Origin of the sequence: Stenotrophomonas sp. 2YAF26, assembly GCF_052114625.1 — a bacterium.
In the GTDB taxonomy this organism is placed as follows: Bacteria; Pseudomonadota; Gammaproteobacteria; order Xanthomonadales; family Xanthomonadaceae; genus Stenotrophomonas; species Stenotrophomonas indicatrix.
In genome coordinates this window covers 38,781-54,032 of the sequence record NZ_JBFRFC010000005.1, presented here as the reverse complement: position 1 = coordinate 54,032, position 15,252 = coordinate 38,781, and the positions used below count along the sequence as shown (strand labels likewise).

General features: G+C 67.3%; 10 protein-coding genes. 5 read left to right on the top strand and 5 right to left on the bottom strand.

The window, feature by feature from the left end; genetic code table 11:
• Positions 1 to 25 precede the first annotated feature (25 nt).
• Positions 26 to 2,356, top strand: coding sequence for a TonB-dependent receptor (locus tag AB4Y98_RS07070; RefSeq protein WP_312108673.1), 2,331 nt, complete (start codon positions 26 to 28; stop codon positions 2,354 to 2,356).
• Between the two features lie 97 nt (positions 2,357 to 2,453).
• Here the strand turns inward: AB4Y98_RS07070 and AB4Y98_RS07065 are convergent, their stop codons facing one another.
• The 3 genes from AB4Y98_RS07065 to rnd all read right to left on the bottom strand — a co-directional run bounded on the left by AB4Y98_RS07065 (position 2,454) and on the right by rnd (position 7,246).
• Positions 2,454 to 4,520 carry a DUF4034 domain-containing protein gene (locus AB4Y98_RS07065; RefSeq protein ID WP_442244062.1) on the bottom strand — a complete coding sequence of 689 codons (2,067 nt, stop codon included), beginning with the start codon at positions 4,518 to 4,520 and terminating at the stop codon, positions 2,454 to 2,456.
• 120 nt (positions 4,521 to 4,640) lie between these two features.
• Positions 4,641 to 5,816, bottom strand: a complete 1,176-nt coding sequence (locus AB4Y98_RS07060; protein WP_442244061.1) for a serine hydrolase domain-containing protein — start codon at positions 5,814 to 5,816, stop codon at positions 4,641 to 4,643.
• 350 nt (positions 5,817 to 6,166) lie between these two features.
• Complete coding sequence (gene rnd, locus AB4Y98_RS07055) at positions 6,167 to 7,246, bottom strand: ribonuclease D (protein WP_442244060.1); 1,080 nt, start codon at positions 7,244 to 7,246, stop codon at positions 6,167 to 6,169.
• Between the two features lie 84 nt (positions 7,247 to 7,330).
• On the opposite strand from rnd, the gene AB4Y98_RS07050 reads away from it, so the two are divergent.
• Positions 7,331 to 9,214 carry a formylglycine-generating enzyme family protein gene (locus AB4Y98_RS07050; protein ID WP_442244059.1) on the top strand — a complete coding sequence of 628 codons (1,884 nt, stop codon included), beginning with the start codon at positions 7,331 to 7,333 and terminating at the stop codon, positions 9,212 to 9,214.
• Between the two features lie 102 nt (positions 9,215 to 9,316).
• The gene (locus AB4Y98_RS07045) at positions 9,317 to 10,207 is read left to right on the top strand and encodes a M48 family metallopeptidase (protein WP_025876363.1); all 891 of its coding nucleotides are present in this window, start codon (positions 9,317 to 9,319) and stop codon (positions 10,205 to 10,207) included.
• A gap of 570 nt (positions 10,208 to 10,777) precedes the next feature.
• Here the strand turns inward: AB4Y98_RS07045 and xseA are convergent.
• Both xseA and queG read right to left on the bottom strand, forming a co-directional pair.
• Complete coding sequence (gene xseA / locus AB4Y98_RS07040; protein WP_442244058.1) at positions 10,778 to 12,118, bottom strand: exodeoxyribonuclease VII large subunit; 1,341 nt, start codon at positions 12,116 to 12,118, stop codon at positions 10,778 to 10,780.
• Between the two features lie 45 nt (positions 12,119 to 12,163).
• Positions 12,164 to 13,234: a tRNA epoxyqueuosine(34) reductase QueG gene (queG, locus tag AB4Y98_RS07035; protein WP_312110664.1), complete on the bottom strand. Its 1,071-nt coding sequence runs from the start codon at positions 13,232 to 13,234 to the stop codon at positions 12,164 to 12,166.
• A gap of 23 nt (positions 13,235 to 13,257) precedes the next feature.
• Here queG and AB4Y98_RS07030 point away from each other — a divergent pair, with 23 nt between their 5' ends.
• Entirely contained in the window at positions 13,258 to 14,742 is a 1,485-nt protein-coding gene (locus tag AB4Y98_RS07030) for an NAD(P)H-hydrate dehydratase (protein WP_442244057.1), read from the top strand.
• Positions 14,739 to 15,221: a tRNA (adenosine(37)-N6)-threonylcarbamoyltransferase complex ATPase subunit type 1 TsaE gene (gene tsaE, locus AB4Y98_RS07025; RefSeq protein ID WP_025876369.1), complete on the top strand. Its 483-nt coding sequence runs from the start codon at positions 14,739 to 14,741 to the stop codon at positions 15,219 to 15,221. Before AB4Y98_RS07030 ends, tsaE begins: the two co-directional genes overlap by 4 nt.
• Positions 15,222 to 15,252 lie beyond the last annotated feature (31 nt).

The following is a 15,252-nucleotide window of genomic DNA, read 5'->3' as shown; positions in this document are numbered from 1 at the left end:
CACGGACGCCTCCTCAGAGCTTTCGATGCCTTCCCATTCCGATTCCCGCCGTTCGTCGGGCACGTCGTCCTCCTTCGTTTCCTTCCGTCGCCATCCGCTGGCCCTGGCCTGCGCAGGCCTGGCGCTGGCTGCCAGCTTCGGTGCTGTCGCGCAGGACAGTGCACCGACCCCGACCGGGCTGGACACCATCACCGTGACCGCCGAGCACCGCGAGCAGAACCTGCAGGAAGTGCCGGTGTCGGTAGGCGTGGTGCAGGGCGAGCGCATGCGCGACTTCACCGCCGGCGGCGACGACACCCTGCTGGCGTTGTCCGGCCGCGTGCCGAGCCTGTATGCGGAAACCACCACCGGCCGCATCTTCCCGCGCTTCTACATCCGCGGCCTGGGCAACATCGATTTCTACCTGGGTGCCTCGCAGCCGGTGTCGATCATCCAGGACGACGTCGTGCTGGAGCACGTGGTGCTGAAGTCCAACCCGGTCTATGACGTGGACCAGGTTGAAGTGCTGCGCGGTCCGCAGGGTTCGCTGTTCGGTCGCAACACCACCGCCGGCATCGTCAAGTTCGACACCCTCAAGCCGACCCAGGACTACAGCGGTCGCGTCAGCGCCAGCTATGCCTCCTACAACAGCGTGTCGATCGACGGTGGCTTCGGCGGCCCGATCAACGACATCGCTTCGTTCCGCGTGTCGGCGCTGTACCAGCACCGCGACGACTACGTCGACAACACCTACACCGGCCCCAGCGCCGACGGCACGGTCAGCCCGAAGAAGAACGCCATGGGCGGCTTCGACGACCGCAACGTGCGCGCGCAGCTGCTGCTGACCCCGAGCGACCAGTTCTCGATCCTCGCCTCGGCCCACGCCCGCGACTACGAAGGCACCTCGACCCTGTTCCTGCGCAACGCACTGACCAAGGGCTCGAACAAGACCGACGTGCCGCGTGACCAGGTCGCCTACGACGAGGCCGACAACAACCCGCAGGCGTACAAGACCTACGGCGGTTCGGTGAAGGCGCGTTATGACTTCGGCGCGATCGACTTCACCTCGATCACCGCTTACGAGACCACTTCCGGCTACAGCCGCGGTGACACCGACGGCGGCGCTGCGGTCAACTTCCCGGTCAATGGCGTGCCGAACGGCTACGGCCAGTCGATGGGCCAGATCCGTGACCTGGACCAGTGGACCCAGGAGTTCCGCCTGGCCAGCCATGACGACAGCGCCCTGCAGTGGCAGGCCGGTGCGTTCTACTTCAATGGCAGCGACACCACCGACTTCTACCAGCGCGCCTGGTTCCTGAAGGGCGCTGCGCGCAACCCGAACAACTGGGTGCGCCTGCGCAACAAGAACACCTCCTGGGCCGGTTTCGGCCAGCTGAGCTACGCCTTCACCGACAAGTTCACCGTCACCGCCGGCCTGCGCCAGACCCGCGATGAGAAGCACACCCGTCTGTTGAAGACCGCCGACACCGCCGCTGGCGCAGTCACCTACAAAGGCCGCACCGACGTCAAGATGACCGACACCACCCCGAGCTGGGATCTGAGCGCGATGTATCAGATCACCCCGGACGTGAGCGTCTATGCGAAGGTCGCCCGCGGCTTCCGTGGCCCGACCATCCAGGGCCGTTCGGCGGTGTTCAATGCCGACTTCACCACCGCCGATTCGGAGACGATCCTGTCCTGGGAAGCGGGCGTGAAGAGCAGCCTGTGGGACAACCGCCTGCGCCTGAACGCCACCGCGTTCACCTACACCGTCAACGACATCCAGCTCAACGGCAACGATTCGGACGGCAACGGCGTGCTGTTCAACGCCGACAAGGCCAAGGCCTACGGCTTCGAAGCGGACATGGAGCTGCGCCCGATCCAGAACCTGACCCTGAGCGCCGGCCTGAGCCTGCTGCACAGCGAGATCAAGGACAAGCGCGTCTACGCGCAGGTCTGCGGCCTGAACGGCCAAGTGGTGTGCACGGTGAACGATCCGACCATCAAGGTCGGTGCCAACACCTTCGCGCAGATCGATGGCAACCCGTTGCCGAACGCACCGAAGTACAACATCAACCTGGCAGCGCGTTACGACTTCCCGGTCAGCGACGCGGCCACGATGTTCGTGTCCACCGACTGGAACAAGCAGGGCTACACCAGCTTCGTGCTGTACGACAGCAAGGAATTCAACTCCAAGGGTGATTTCGAGGGTGGCCTGAAGATCGGCTACTCGGGCAACTACGGTGCCTACGAAGTGGCGCTGTTCGCGCGCAACATCACCAACGAGAAGAACCTCAAGGGCGTGATCGAGAACTACATGGCCGCGGTCTACAACGAACCGCGCACCGTGGGTGTTTCGCTGAACATGAACTGGTAAGCCGCATCGGCCGGTATCGCAAGCGATACCGGCACCCTTGCACTTTCCTGCAGACGCCCTGCCTGTGCAGGGCGTCTGTCGTTGGCCTGCCGCTGGTTCAGACCGGCTGCACGTCGTGCCGGTCCGGTACTGCATCCAGGCCGAAGGTCAGCTGCCAGCTGCGCAGGTCCACTTTGTCGCGGTCGCGGGCTTGCTGACGCGCCGCACGGCTGGCACCAAACAACTTGCCCTGCCCATCGATCAACGGGCGCATGCGCAGCACCTCCGCGTTGTCCGGCTCCGCATCGGCGGCCCGGTCAAGCCAGACCTTGGCCAGGAAGGCATTGGCAGGCACACCGTTGCCGAAGTGGAACACATCGGCCAGGAAACCGGCCGCCCATGCCTGGGTCGCGCTGTCGCCACGCCACCACAGCGGCCCCAGCAGGTCGAACACCGCTTCGCGCTTGTCGATGTCGTCCTCACCTTGGTACAGCAGCACCGCAAGGTTCTTGTGCGCCGGGCGCCATACCCGGTCATGCGGCTCAGCCTCGTCCACGCAGCGCCGATACAACACGCGCGACTGCTGCTGCAGCGCGGGGTCGGGCGTCTGCCTGAAGATCTCGCCCAGCTGCCAGGCGCGGTTGTAGATCACCACCAAGTCGCCGGCAGCAATCGCACGCTCGGTCCACAGCGCCTCCTGCACGGGGTCGGCGTAAGCGGGGAAGTCCTTGCCGGCCACACGCCCGCGGTACAGATCCACCAGCGATGCCATCGACCTCGGGTCGCCGGCGTGCGCGAGCTGCAGCAGCATCTGCAGACCGGCCGGCGCGGAAACCGAGCAGAACAGGTTGGCAGCCACCGTGGACAACTCCACGCCATCTTCGTCGGCCGTCGCCAGCGCTCCCTGCAGGTGCTGCGCGGCCAGGGCGCTGTCCGCGCTGAAGCCGAACAGGCCGGACTGACGACCGGCTGCCAACCACGCAAGGGCATGCGCGCTGTCGGTCCAGTCTTCGACACTGGCGAGCACCTGTGCGAACAGCGCGTCGGCGCCGTCGACGCGTGCAAAATGCGCACAGGCTTCCAGTGCGTTCATGCCCTCATCGACCACACAGCCGGGATCCAACGCGAACGCCTCTGCCAGGCAGTCACGGGCATGCGTCATCCGCATCGGGTCCCAGTTCACCTGGTTTTCCTGCGGTTCGTCGCGGCCGAGGTGGTAGTCCAGCATCGCCCGCCAGCACAGCACCTGTGCCCGCGTTGATGCATCCAGGTGCAGGTCGAGCAGGGCGCGATAGGCCTGCTCCTGTTCGGCGATGGCCTCGGCATCGTCGGCATCCGGGGCGAGCCACAGCCAGTCGCGCTCCTTGACCACACGCAGTCGATTACGCTGCGGAAGCATCAATCGTGCTGCTTCGGGACCGTCGATGAAGTCCTGAATCAGCGCGTGGCTGCCGCCCCAGCGCGGATACAGGTAGTACAGATAGATCTCGAGCACGTCGGCATCATCGGCACGGAACGACAGCGCCAGCTGCAGCCAGTAGTCGGCGGCATACTCGAATGCTTCTTCGCTGCGATGCGCCAGCACAGCGGGCAGGGCGGGAAGTTCATCCAAGGGGGCACCGTAGGGCGCAAGCAATGCGACCGCGGCGGCGAATGCTTCCGGGTCCTGGCGCTGCTGCGCGGTGTACAGATCGGCGCGTCCACCGCGTTGCAACTGCTGCAACCAGCGCGGCTCGCCCAGGTAGCAGGCCATCCGCAGCATCCGCCCCAGTACGAAGGCGGGACGTGGATGGCGTGCGATGGTATGCAGCCATGCGGCCAGAGCGTGGTCGCGTGCCAGCGCAGCACCGTCCCATTGCGCCTGGCGGATCTTCTCGATGGTGTCGGTGGAACGGATGCGGCCGGCAACGCGGTCCCACAGCGTGCCCAGTACGGCCCACGCATGCGGGCTGTGTGGCTGCCGTGCACACCACTGCCGCGCCCGTTCAAGGCGGGCAGGCAGGTCCTGCGCAGGCTCAAGCAGGGTGGCGAGCAGCCAGCCATATCCGAAGCGCGGGGTGCCACCGTCGAGCCACTGTTGCTCCATCGCCCCGAGCATGCGGTCGACATCATCGAATCGCTCCTGCTGCAACGCGTCGCGTGCTTCGCGGCGCAAGGCCATCGCTTCGTGGGGGGAATGCGGCATGGGCAACAGCGTCCTTGCAGATGATCGGACGCGCATTCTAGGCAATCCGGTGYATGCCTGTTATCGCCTGCAGTGGTGCGGCAGGACGACGCCCCGCAGGGGCAGGGCGTCGCGAGGAGTCTACCTGGCGGCAGGCGCGACAGCAGGGGCCAGTTCGGCGAACAGACCGCCGAGCACGCCCATGGTGGCTGTGTCGGCCCCCATGTCTTCGGCGGCGTTGGCAATGGCGATCACGCCACTGTTCTGTGCGGGGAACAGCACCACCCAGGCCAGCCAGTTGCCATCAGAGCCGCCGTGTACCAGCACCGGGCCCTGGCGGCCGGCGATCGCCGGCTGCACGCCCCAGTCCAGACCGGATGGGCTGCCCGGTTGCGCGCTCTGCATCAGTGTGTAGGACGCCGGCGTCAACAGCGTGCCCCTGCCGTGGCTGCCGGCGAGCTGGTCTATGGCGAACAGTGCCAGGTCCTGCAGGCGCATGTGCAGGTTGCCGGCGGCGGTGTAGATCGGCGGTACACCATCATCGGCTTTCTGCGGCGCGCGGGTGACGGGCTTGCCGCCGCGGTGGCCCAACGGCTGCCCTGCCGTGGTCGGCCCGAAGCCGGCGCCGGTCATCTGCAGCGGTTGGAACACCTCACGTTGGATCAGCGTTTCCACGTCCTTGCCGGTGGCGCGCTCGGCGATCACCGCTGCGATCAGGAAGCCGCTGTTGCTGTAGGCGAATTCCGTTCCCGGAGGGTGGACCGGCGCCTCTGACAGCGCGGCCTTGATGTAGGCCTCGCGTTGTACGGGCAGGGCACGCGTGTCGGTGAAGAACGCATCCAGTGCGGCGCCATCGGTGAGGTTCTCCGGCAGGCCGGCGCGGTGCGACAGCAGCTGCACCAGCGTGACGTTGCGGTAGGCCGGCTGCATCTGTGCCACCAGGTCGGGCAGCATCGTCAACAGTGGCGCATCCCACTTCAGCACGCCCTGTTCGACCAGACGCGCGATCATCGCCACGGTGATCGGTTTACCGGTCGAGCCGATCATCCAGGCATCGCCGCTGCTGGCAGCCACCTTTTCATCATTGCGGCGTACGCCGCTGACAGCCTGTTCGGCGATCCTGCCGTCGCGGATCACCAGCACTCCCATCGCTGGCGTCGCAGTGCCCTGCAATGCCTGTGCGATGCGTGCCTGCAGGTCATCGGCGGCGCTGGCACTGGTGGCGATGCACAGCAATGAAGCGCCCAGCCATCGGCGCAGGTGGCGCATGGCCCGGGAGGAGGGAGCTGCGGTCCGTTCGGAGATGATCGTGTGCATGGGAGTCCTTTGCGCAGCAGCGTGGGCAGGACCTGCGCCGACGGTATCGGCCCTGCGGGATGCGTCGTCCACCAGTGCCCTGAGCAGGCGAACGAGGTGACGTGCGATTCACTCTTGCATGCTGCCGATGCGGGCGTATGTGTCTGCAGTCATGTAGGTAAACGGCGCGGCGCGATCACGTTGGCGTGCGTACAGGATCGCGGCGGGCACTGCCCCATGCGGCGATAGGCGCTGGATGGGATTCGAGGGGAAGCAGCGCGAAGTGTCGCGCGTTGCAGGCACGCACCAGATCTCAAGGCGATACCGGTGTCGGCCGTCGCCGCGCTGCATGCGCGACGACGGCAGGGGCCTCAAGCAGCGGGCAACAGCGGTGCCAGCACCGGCTCCAGCTCCTGCTGGCGCCAGCCGGCCAGCGCAGCCGGCCACTGCTGATGCTCCAGATAGCTTTCCAGATGCTTGCGTGAGGCCAGTACGCCATCGGCCAGACCGAGCTCGCGGCTGCGTTCGGCTACTGCATCCTGCAGCTTCTTCAACAGCTGCTTGCTGGCATCGCTGGCCTGCATCGCCAACGGCGCATCGGCTTCGTCGGCCAGCGGCGTATCCAGCGCCTGCCACACCGCAGCGGCAAGCTTGCGCGGCGCCTTTGGGAACTGTTCGAAAAGCTTGCTCAATGCGGCCGCGTCGGTTGGCGGGGTGCGTGCCAGGGTGGCGGCCAGTTCGTTGTCCAGGATCCAGCTGCGCGGACGGTCGCTGGCGCGCGCCTGCACGTCGCGCCAACGCAGCAGGCGCAGCAGGCGGCGCTGCGCGGGCGCGTCCAGGAACTGCGCCGAGCGCATGCCCAGGTGGGGCCAGCGGTCTTCGTCATTTGCCACGCTGGCCAGCAGGCGCTCGCCATCGTCGTGCAGCCACTGCTGGCGCCCCAGCGTTTCCAGCTTGGCGGAGATGGCGTCGTGCATCGCGAACAGATGCTCGACGTCGTCGGCGGCGTACTTCAGCTGGGAGTCCGACAACGGCCTGCGCATCCAGTCAGAGCGGGTTTCGCCCTTTTCCAGGGCCACGCCGGTGATCTCCTGCACCAGCTTCTGGTAGCCCATGCCAGCACCGATGCCGGCCAGCGCGGCGCCGATCTGGGTGTCGAACAACGGACGCGGCAGCACGCCACAGGTCCACTTGAACGCCACCAGGTCTTCGCTGGCGCTGTGCATCACCTTGGTGATGGATTCATCGGCCAGCCACGGCGCCAAGGCCTCGGGCATGCCGGGAATCAACGGGTCGATCAGCAGGATGTCCTCGCCGACGGCCATCTGCACCAGCGCCAGCTGTGGCCAGAAGGTGCGTTCACGGATGAATTCGGTATCCAGGCCGATGCGGGTCGGCCGCTGCTGGCGGTATGTGTCCAGCTCGGCGGGGGTGGTGATCCAGGTTGCCACGTGTCAGGGCCTACTACTCGGGTTTGCTCAGGCAGGGGAGAATAGCCTAACGTCGGTCCGCATCCGTGCCGAAGGAGGCCCTGCTTGCGTTTTCTGCTGTCGCCCGCGCTGTTTACCGCCTTGGCCGTGAGCCTGGCCGGTTGCACGCCGTCGCCCCCTGCGCAGACCGCCGGTGCCACCGCAGCCCCGCCGGCCGATCCCGCACCAGAGGCCGGTCCGGCGCGTGGTACCGGGCGGGGCACGGTGACCATTGCCGGTGACGACGCGGCCGAGGACATCCAGCAGTGGACGCCGCCGCGGGTCGATCGCCAGGGACGTACGCTGGCACAGCTGCGCCGGGCTGCCGACCAGGCATTCGCGCGGGGGCATCTGTATGAAGACGGCGATGCGGCAGTGCCCCTGTGGCTGGCAGTGCAGGAGGAGGAACCCGATGATCGGCAGGCGCGCCTGGGCCTGCAACGCGCGAAACAGAAGCTGCAGCAGCAGGCCGATGCGTTGCTGCAGCGGCCATTGCAGCAGCGTGAAGCGCTGGCTGAAGCCGGGCGCCAGGCGCTGGTGCTGCTGACCCTGGCGCCGAAGGATGAGAAGGTGCGCGCGCTGCAGGGGCGGGTCGAGACTGCGCAGCGCGTGGTCGCCTACAACCGCGCGGGCGAAGACGATCTGCGTGCCGACCGGATAGGTGAAGCCGGTGATGGTGCGATTGGCAACTTCCGTGAGGCACTTGCGCTGGACCCGGCAAATCGTCGCGCGCGGGAGGGTCTGGCAGCTGCGGAAAGTGGGCTGATCCGGCGTGCCGAGGATGCCGCGCGCATCCGCGATTTCGCCAGTGCCGGCGCGTGGTTGGCAGAGGCCAGCAAGGTGCGGGACTCGTCACCGACGATCGCCGATGCGTTCGAGCGCATCGAGCAGATCCGTGCAGCGGCACTGGTACAACTGCGCGATGGCGGCCTGCATGATCTGACCACCCCGCAGGGGTTGAAGCCTGCGCGCGAGAAGCTGGCCGAAGCGCTGCGCATCGCTTTGCCGGGCGACGCGGTGGTGGCGCAGCTGCGCGAGCGCATCGAACTGGCCACCCATTACGGCAGCTTCCGGCCGGGGCAGGTGTTCAGCGATGCGCTGCGTGATGGCGGCCGTGGACCGCAGATGATCGTGGTTCCGCATGGCGGATTCCAGATGGGCGCCAGTGATACCGAGCCGGGCGCAACCGACGCAGAGCGGCCATCGCACTATGTGCGTTTCGAGCGTGGGTACGCGATGGCGATCACCGAGATCACCGTGGGTGATTTCGAGCGCTATGTGAAGGCGACCAATGCCCGCCCACGTGCGACCCGGCGTGGACATTCGGTGGTCTATGACGAGCGCAGCGGCAATTTCATCCGTCGCAGCGGCGTGGACTGGCGGTCCGACTATGACGGCGGGCGGGCACTGGGCAATTCGCCGGTGATGCACGTGAGCGTGCGTGATGCGGAGAACTACGCGAACTGGCTGTCCGAACAGACCGGCCGCAGCTACCGCCTGCCCAGCGAGGCCGAGTTCGAGTACGCGATGCGTGCCGGCAGCAGTGGCCGCTACCCGTGGGGCGATGCCGGGCTGCCACCGGAAGGCAGTGGCAATTACACCGGCAGCAAGGATGTTTCGCCTTCCGGCAGGCATTGGCACAACGCCTTCGTCGGCTATGGTGATGGGTGGTGGGGGCCTGCACCGGTCGCCAGTTTCCAGGCAAACGGCTTCGGGCTGCACGACATGGGCGGCAACCTGAGCGAGTGGGTGGCCGACTGCTGGCATGCCAGCTATCGGCGTGCTCCGGCCGATGGTGTGGCGTGGTTCAACCCGGGCTGCCGTGCACGGGTGATCCGTGGTGGCAACTGGGCCAATGCGCCGGAGCAGACCCGGGCGGCCTGGCGGCAATCGCAGGATTCGGATACCACCAACGCGCGCATCGGCTTCCGGCTGGTGCGAGGGATCTGACGGGCACGGCTGGATCGGCGCCGGTTTCACTCGCCGCAGGCAGCGCCGCACTAAGATTGCGCCGTACCCGCCGGCCGGCGGGGTCAGCCGGAAGACCAGCCGATGCGCAACGATCCTTTTTCCCGCTCGCCGCAGCAGCGGCGTGGCCTGTTCGGCAACATCCGCTGGTGGGTGCTGCTGCTGGCCGCCGGCTACGCGGCGTTCTACTGGTTCTCCAACCGTGCAGTCGACCCCTATACCGGCGAGAAGGTGCTGATCGACAGCAGCCTGGACGCCAGCCAGGAGAAGGCACTGGGCCTGCAGGCCTACCAGCAGATCCTGTCGCAGGAACGCCCTTTGGGCCCGAATGAACAAGTCTCGCGTGACGTCCGCGCGATTGCCGAGCGACTTATCGCCAAAGTGGATGTTGTCGAAACCGCGTTGGCGCAGGAACACGGGTTGCAGCCGGCACACTTCGCACGCGACTTCGAGTGGGAGGTGAACGTGATTCCGTCCGAGCAGGCCAATGCGTTCTGCCTGCCCGGTGGCAAAATGGCGGTCTACACGGGGCTGATCCCGGTGGCGCGCACCCGCGATGCGATGGCGGTGGTGATGGGCCATGAGATCGCCCATGCGCTGCTGCGCCATGGTGCACAGCGGATGGCCCAGCAGAAGCTGACCCAGATCGGCCAGGTGGCCGGCGCCGCCAGTGGCATGGATGCGCAGCAGCAGCAGATGATGATGTCGGCGATGGGCTACGGTTATCTGTTGCCGTATGCGCGCAGCCACGAGACGCAGGCTGACGAAGTGGGCCTGATGCTGGCGGCGGCGGCGTGTTTCGACCCGCGCGAGGCGGTGCCGTTGTGGCAGCGCATGGGCCAGGCCGGTGGTGGCCAGTCGCCGCCGGAGTTCGCCTCGACCCACCCCAATCCGGGCACCCGTATCCAGAACCTGCAGGCGTTGATGCCGAAGGCACTGGAGTATCGGCAGAAGTTCTGCGAGCAGGCCAGGTAAAGGGGAGTTCGGCAGGGCTGCGCCCTGCACCCGCAGAAGCGGTAGTGCCGGCCGCTGGCCGGCAACCTCAACAGCAAAAGCTGGCTTCCTGTGGGATGGCGGGTGGGTCCGGTTGCGGGGGACGCCGTGAACCCGTCCATGGGGGCTTGGCAGCCGCATCCATGCGGCTGACACCCCCGCAACCGGACCCACCCCGCCTTCGACAGATTTCGCGATCTGTCGGAACGGCATGGCCTGCCCTTGGTGGGTGTCGACCTTGGTCGTCACGGTAGATCCACGCCATGCGTGGATGCATTTCGATCAATTGTCGAAATATTCGATCCCGATGGAGATTCATCCACGCATGGCATGGATGTACCAACCGCCACCGGGAAACTCTCGAAGGCGGGGTGGGTCCGGTTGCGGGGGCGTGAGCGCCATGGATGGCGCGACCGAGCTTACATGGACGTACTTGCAGCGTCCCCCGCAACCGGGCCCACCCCGCCATCCCACAGGAAGCCAGCTTCTGCCGTTGCTTCGGCCGTTGCCATTGCTTCTGCGGGTGCAGGGCGCAGCCCTGCCGAACACCCCTTACTTGACCGCAGTCACCTGTACGTCGATCACGCCGTCGCCGACCCGGGCCTGCAGTGCGTCACCCGGTTGTACCTGCTCGATCCGGCGCACCAGCGCGCCATCGTCTGCACGGGTCACGATGCTGTAGCCACGCGCGACGGTCGCCAGCGGACTGACCGCTTCCAGCGAACGTGCAAGGCCGCGCAGGCGCAGCGCATCACGCTGCATCAGGCGCTGCAGCGCCGCTTGCGGGCGACCGCCCAACGCGGCAAGGCGACGTCGCAGCGCCTCCATCTGCTGCTGCGGATGATGGCCCCGCAACACTGCAGCGGCGTGGCGCAAACGGGCTGCGCGACGCTCCTGCTGCTGGTTGTGCGCCGCATGCAAGCGACGTCCGAGGTCCAGCTGACGACGGCGCAGCAGATCCAGTCGTGCCTGCGGACTCTGTGCGTTCAAGCGCAGCAGGGCGCGATCAGCGCGCTGCATGGCCTGCTGCATGGCGTGGCGTTGCAGCTGCACCATGCGAGCCGCGTTGCGGCGCAGGCGCAGGGCCAGGTCGCGCTGATCGGGTACCAGCAGTTCCGCGGCCACCGATGGCGTAGGCGCGCGCAGGTCAGCAGCGAAATCGCTGAGACTGAAGTCGGTTTCGTGACCCACCGCCGAGACCACCGGCGTGCCGCTGGCGGCGATTGYACGGGCCAGGGCTTCATCGTTGAACGCCCACAGGTCTTCCAGCGAGCCACCACCACGGGTCAGCAGGATCACGTTGTAGCGGCCGCTGGCATCGGCGGCCTGCAGCAGGCGGGTGATCTGCGCGGCAGCGGTTGCGCCCTGTACCAGCGTCGGCAGCAGATCCACTTCCAGCAACGGGAAGCGGCGGCCGAGCACGCTCAGCACATCGCGCACGGCGGCACCGGTGGGCGAGGTGATCACCGCCAGGCGCTGCACGTGGGCCGGCATCGACCGCTTGCGGGCCGGGTCGAACAGTCCCTCGGCTTCCAGTCGCGCCTTCAGTTCTTCGAACGCGCGACGCAGTGCGCCTTCGCCGGCTTCCTCCATGTGGTCCAGCACCATCTGGTACTCGCCACGGGCGTCGTACAGAGTCACCTTGCCGCGCACCAGCACGCGCATGCCCTCGCGCGGCACGAACTTCAGGTATTGCGCCTTCATCCTGAACATCGCAGCGCGCAACTGCGCACGCGCGTCCTTCAGGGTGAAATACAGATGGCCGGACGCCGGCCGCGCCACGCTGCCCAGTTCGGCTTCCACCCAGATCGCCGGGAAGCTGCCTTCCAGCAGGTCGCGCGCCAGGGTGTTGAGCTGGCTGGGGGTGAGGACGTCGTTGTTGCGTGGCTGCATGGTTACGGCGTGGGGCAGATGGAGCAGGGGGTTCAGGATCGCACGTCAGCGCTGGCCGTGCTGGGCCAGTGCCCATTGCACGTGTTCGCGGACTACGGGCGAAGCATCCTCGGCGCGCGTCTGCAGCGCCGACAGCGTCTCTGCCGTGGTTGGCGCATTGCCCAGCGCCACGGCGATGTTGCGCAGCCAGCGCTCATGGCCACTGCGGCGGATCGGGCTGCCTTCGGTACGGCGCAGGAATTCAGCTTCGTCCCATGCGAACAACTGGTCCAGGCGTGCGGTGTCCAGGTTGTTGCGGGCGCGGAAGTCAGCCTCGTCGGTGCGCTTGGCGAACTTGTTCCAGGGGCAGACCAGCTGGCAGTCGTCGCAGCCATAGATGCGGTTGCCGATCAGCGGTCGCATCTCCACTGGAATCGCACCGTCATGCTCGATGGTCAGGTAGGAGATGCAGCGGCGCGCATCCAGCCGCTGCGGGGCGGTGATGGCCTGGGTCGGGCAGACGTCGATGCAGCGGGTACAGGTGCCGCAGTGCGCGCTGGCCGGCGTGTCGATCGGCAGCGGCAGGTCGATGTAGATCTCGCCGATGAAGAACCACGAGCCGCCGTGGCGGTCGATCAGGCAGGTGTGCTTGCCGATCCAGCCCAGCCCCGCGTTGCGTGCCAGCGCGCGTTCCAGCACTGGCGCCGAATCGACGAAGACGCGGTAGCCCAGCGGCGCCACCTCATCGTTGATCTGCGTGGCCAGCTTCTGCAGGCGGTTGCGCATCAGCTTGTGGTAATCGCGGCCGAGCGCGTAGCGGGCGACGTAGGCGCGCCCCGGATCGGCCAGGGTCGCCCACGCTTCGGTGTCGTCCCTGTGGCTGTAGTCCATGCCTACCGAGATCACCCGCACGGTGCCGGGAAGCAGTTCTGCCGGGCGCGCGCGCAGGGTGCCGTGGCGTGCCATCCAGTCCATAGTGCCGTACAGGCCCTGGCCCAGCCAGTCGGCCAGGTGCGCCTCGTCCTCGCCCAGTTCGATGCCGGCGATACCGCAGCGCTGGAAGCCATGCGCGCGCGCCAGATCGCGGATGCGCTGTACGGCCAGGGCCGGATCGAGGGGGGCAGGGACGGGGGACATGTGCACCAGTATAAAATCCCCGCATGGCCAACCTCGCCGATCTGTTCGATTCCCGTGCCGCACGCACACTCGATGCCCAGGCCTCCGCGCTGGCGGGTGATGGTGGCTGGGGCCTGATGGCCCAGGCGGGCCAGGCGGCCTGGCAGAGCCTGCTGCAGCACTGGCCGCAGGCGCGGCGGATCGGCGTGGTGGTTGGCAGCGGCAACAATGGCGGCGATGGCTATGTGCTGGCCTGTCATGCGCTGCAGGCCGGGCGGCAGGTGCAGCTGATCGCGCTGCCGGGCAGCCCACCTTCCACGGCGTTGGCGCAGCGCGCCGCAGCGGATTTCAAGTCCGCAGGCGGCACCGTCACTGATTTCAACGGCGAACTGGCCCAGGCCGATATATGGGTCGATGCCCTGTTCGGCCTTGGCTTCTCCCGGGCACCAGAGGGTGCGGCACTGGCCTTGATCGAGGCGCTGAACGCGCAGCAGGCGCAGGTGTTGGCGTTGGACGTACCCAGCGGTGTCGACGCCGACCATGGCTGCGTGCCGGGCGCAGCCGTACGCGCGGCCCTGACAGTGCAGTTCATCGTCGCCCACCGCGGCCTGTACACCGGCGACGCACTGGAATACACCGGGCGCAGGCACCTGGCACCACTGACGCTGGCCGATGCGGCCTGGCAGGGTGTCGTCGCTGCTGCAGAATGCTGGACGCAGCCGCGCCTGCCGGATCTGCTGCCGCCGCGCCGTGCCAACAGCCACAAGGGTGAATCCGGCCATGTGCTGTGCGTGGGCGGCAACCATGGCAGCGGCGGTGCCATCGCGATGGCCGCCGAAGCCGCGCTGCGCGCTGGTGCAGGCCTGTTGAGCATCGGCACCCGCCGGGACCATGTCGGCCCGCTGCTGGCGAGGTTGCCTGAAGCGATGACGCACGCGCTGGAAGATGGCTCAGCGCTGCCCGCGTTGCTGGCAATGGCCAGAGTCGTGGCGATCGGTCCGGGCCTGGGCCAGGACGAATGGGCGCGCGCGCTGTATGCACGCGTCCTGCAGTCAGGCCTGCCGCTGGTGATCGACGCCGATGCGTTGAACCTGCTGGCGCAGGATGCACATGCGCTGCCCGATGCGATCCTGACCCCGCACCCCGGCGAAGCCGCGCGCCTGCTGGAAACCACCACGGCGGCAGTCCAGGCCGATCGCTATGCCAGCGCGCAGGCGCTGGCCGAGCGCTATCACGCAGTGGTGGTGCTGAAGGGGGCGGGCAGCATCGTCGCCGCGCCCGGCCACGCACCGCGACTGATTGCGGCCGGCAACCCGGGAATGGCGGTGGGTGGCATGGGTGACCTGTTGACCGGCATCATCGCCAGCCTGCGCGCGCAGGGCCTGCCTGCGTTCGATGCGGCGGCAGGCGGTGCGCTGCTGCATGCCCTGGCCGGCGATGTCGCCGCCGCCGACGGTGCCCGCGGCCTGCTTCCCACTGATCTGCTGGCGCCCCTGCGGCGGCTGGCCAACCCGGAACGTTCCCGATGACCGAATTCTTCCTTGCTGACAGCAACGCCACCGAACTGCTGGGGCAATGGCTGGCAGCCACCCGTCCGCCGCAGGCGCTGGTCGAGCTGCGCGGTGATCTTGGCGCCGGCAAATCGACCACGGCGCGCGCGCTGTTGCGGGCGCTGGGCGTGCAGGGGGCGATCCGCAGCCCCACCTATACCCTGGTCGAGCGCTATCCGTTGTCCAGTGGCGGCGAGGCTTGGCACATGGACCTGTATCGCATCGGCCAGGCCGGCGAGCTGGATTTCCTCGGGCTGGACGAGGGCAGTGCCGTGCTGTGGCTGGTCGAATGGCCAGAGCGCGGTGCCGGTGCGCTGCCGCCAACCGATCTGGTGGTCGCACTGGAGATCGAGGGTCAGGGGCGTCGCGTGCGTCTCACTGGCATCAGCGACACGGGACGTGAATGGCTGCAGCGGCTTCCCGAAGGTGGCGACTTGCAGGCCCTTTCTGTCGGCTGACGAGAACAAACACCGGCAGGTTACGGATTAT

Coding starts and splice junctions, on each gene's coding strand:
- tsaE (WP_025876369.1), top strand. CDS start 14,739: ATGACCGAATTCTTCCTTGCTGACAGCAACGCCACCGAACTGCTGGGG.
- AB4Y98_RS07045 (WP_025876363.1), top strand. CDS start 9,317: ATGCGCAACGATCCTTTTTCCCGCTCGCCGCAGCAGCGGCGTGGCCTG.
- AB4Y98_RS07070 (WP_312108673.1), top strand. CDS start 26: ATGCCTTCCCATTCCGATTCCCGCCGTTCGTCGGGCACGTCGTCCTCC.
- AB4Y98_RS07065 (WP_442244062.1), bottom strand. CDS start 4,520: ATGCCGCATTCCCCCCACGAAGCGATGGCCTTGCGCCGCGAAGCACGC.
- AB4Y98_RS07060 (WP_442244061.1), bottom strand. CDS start 5,816: ATGCACACGATCATCTCCGAACGGACCGCAGCTCCCTCCTCCCGGGCC.
- queG (WP_312110664.1), bottom strand. CDS start 13,234: ATGTCCCCCGTCCCTGCCCCCCTCGATCCGGCCCTGGCCGTACAGCGC.
- AB4Y98_RS07030 (WP_442244057.1), top strand. CDS start 13,258: ATGGCCAACCTCGCCGATCTGTTCGATTCCCGTGCCGCACGCACACTC.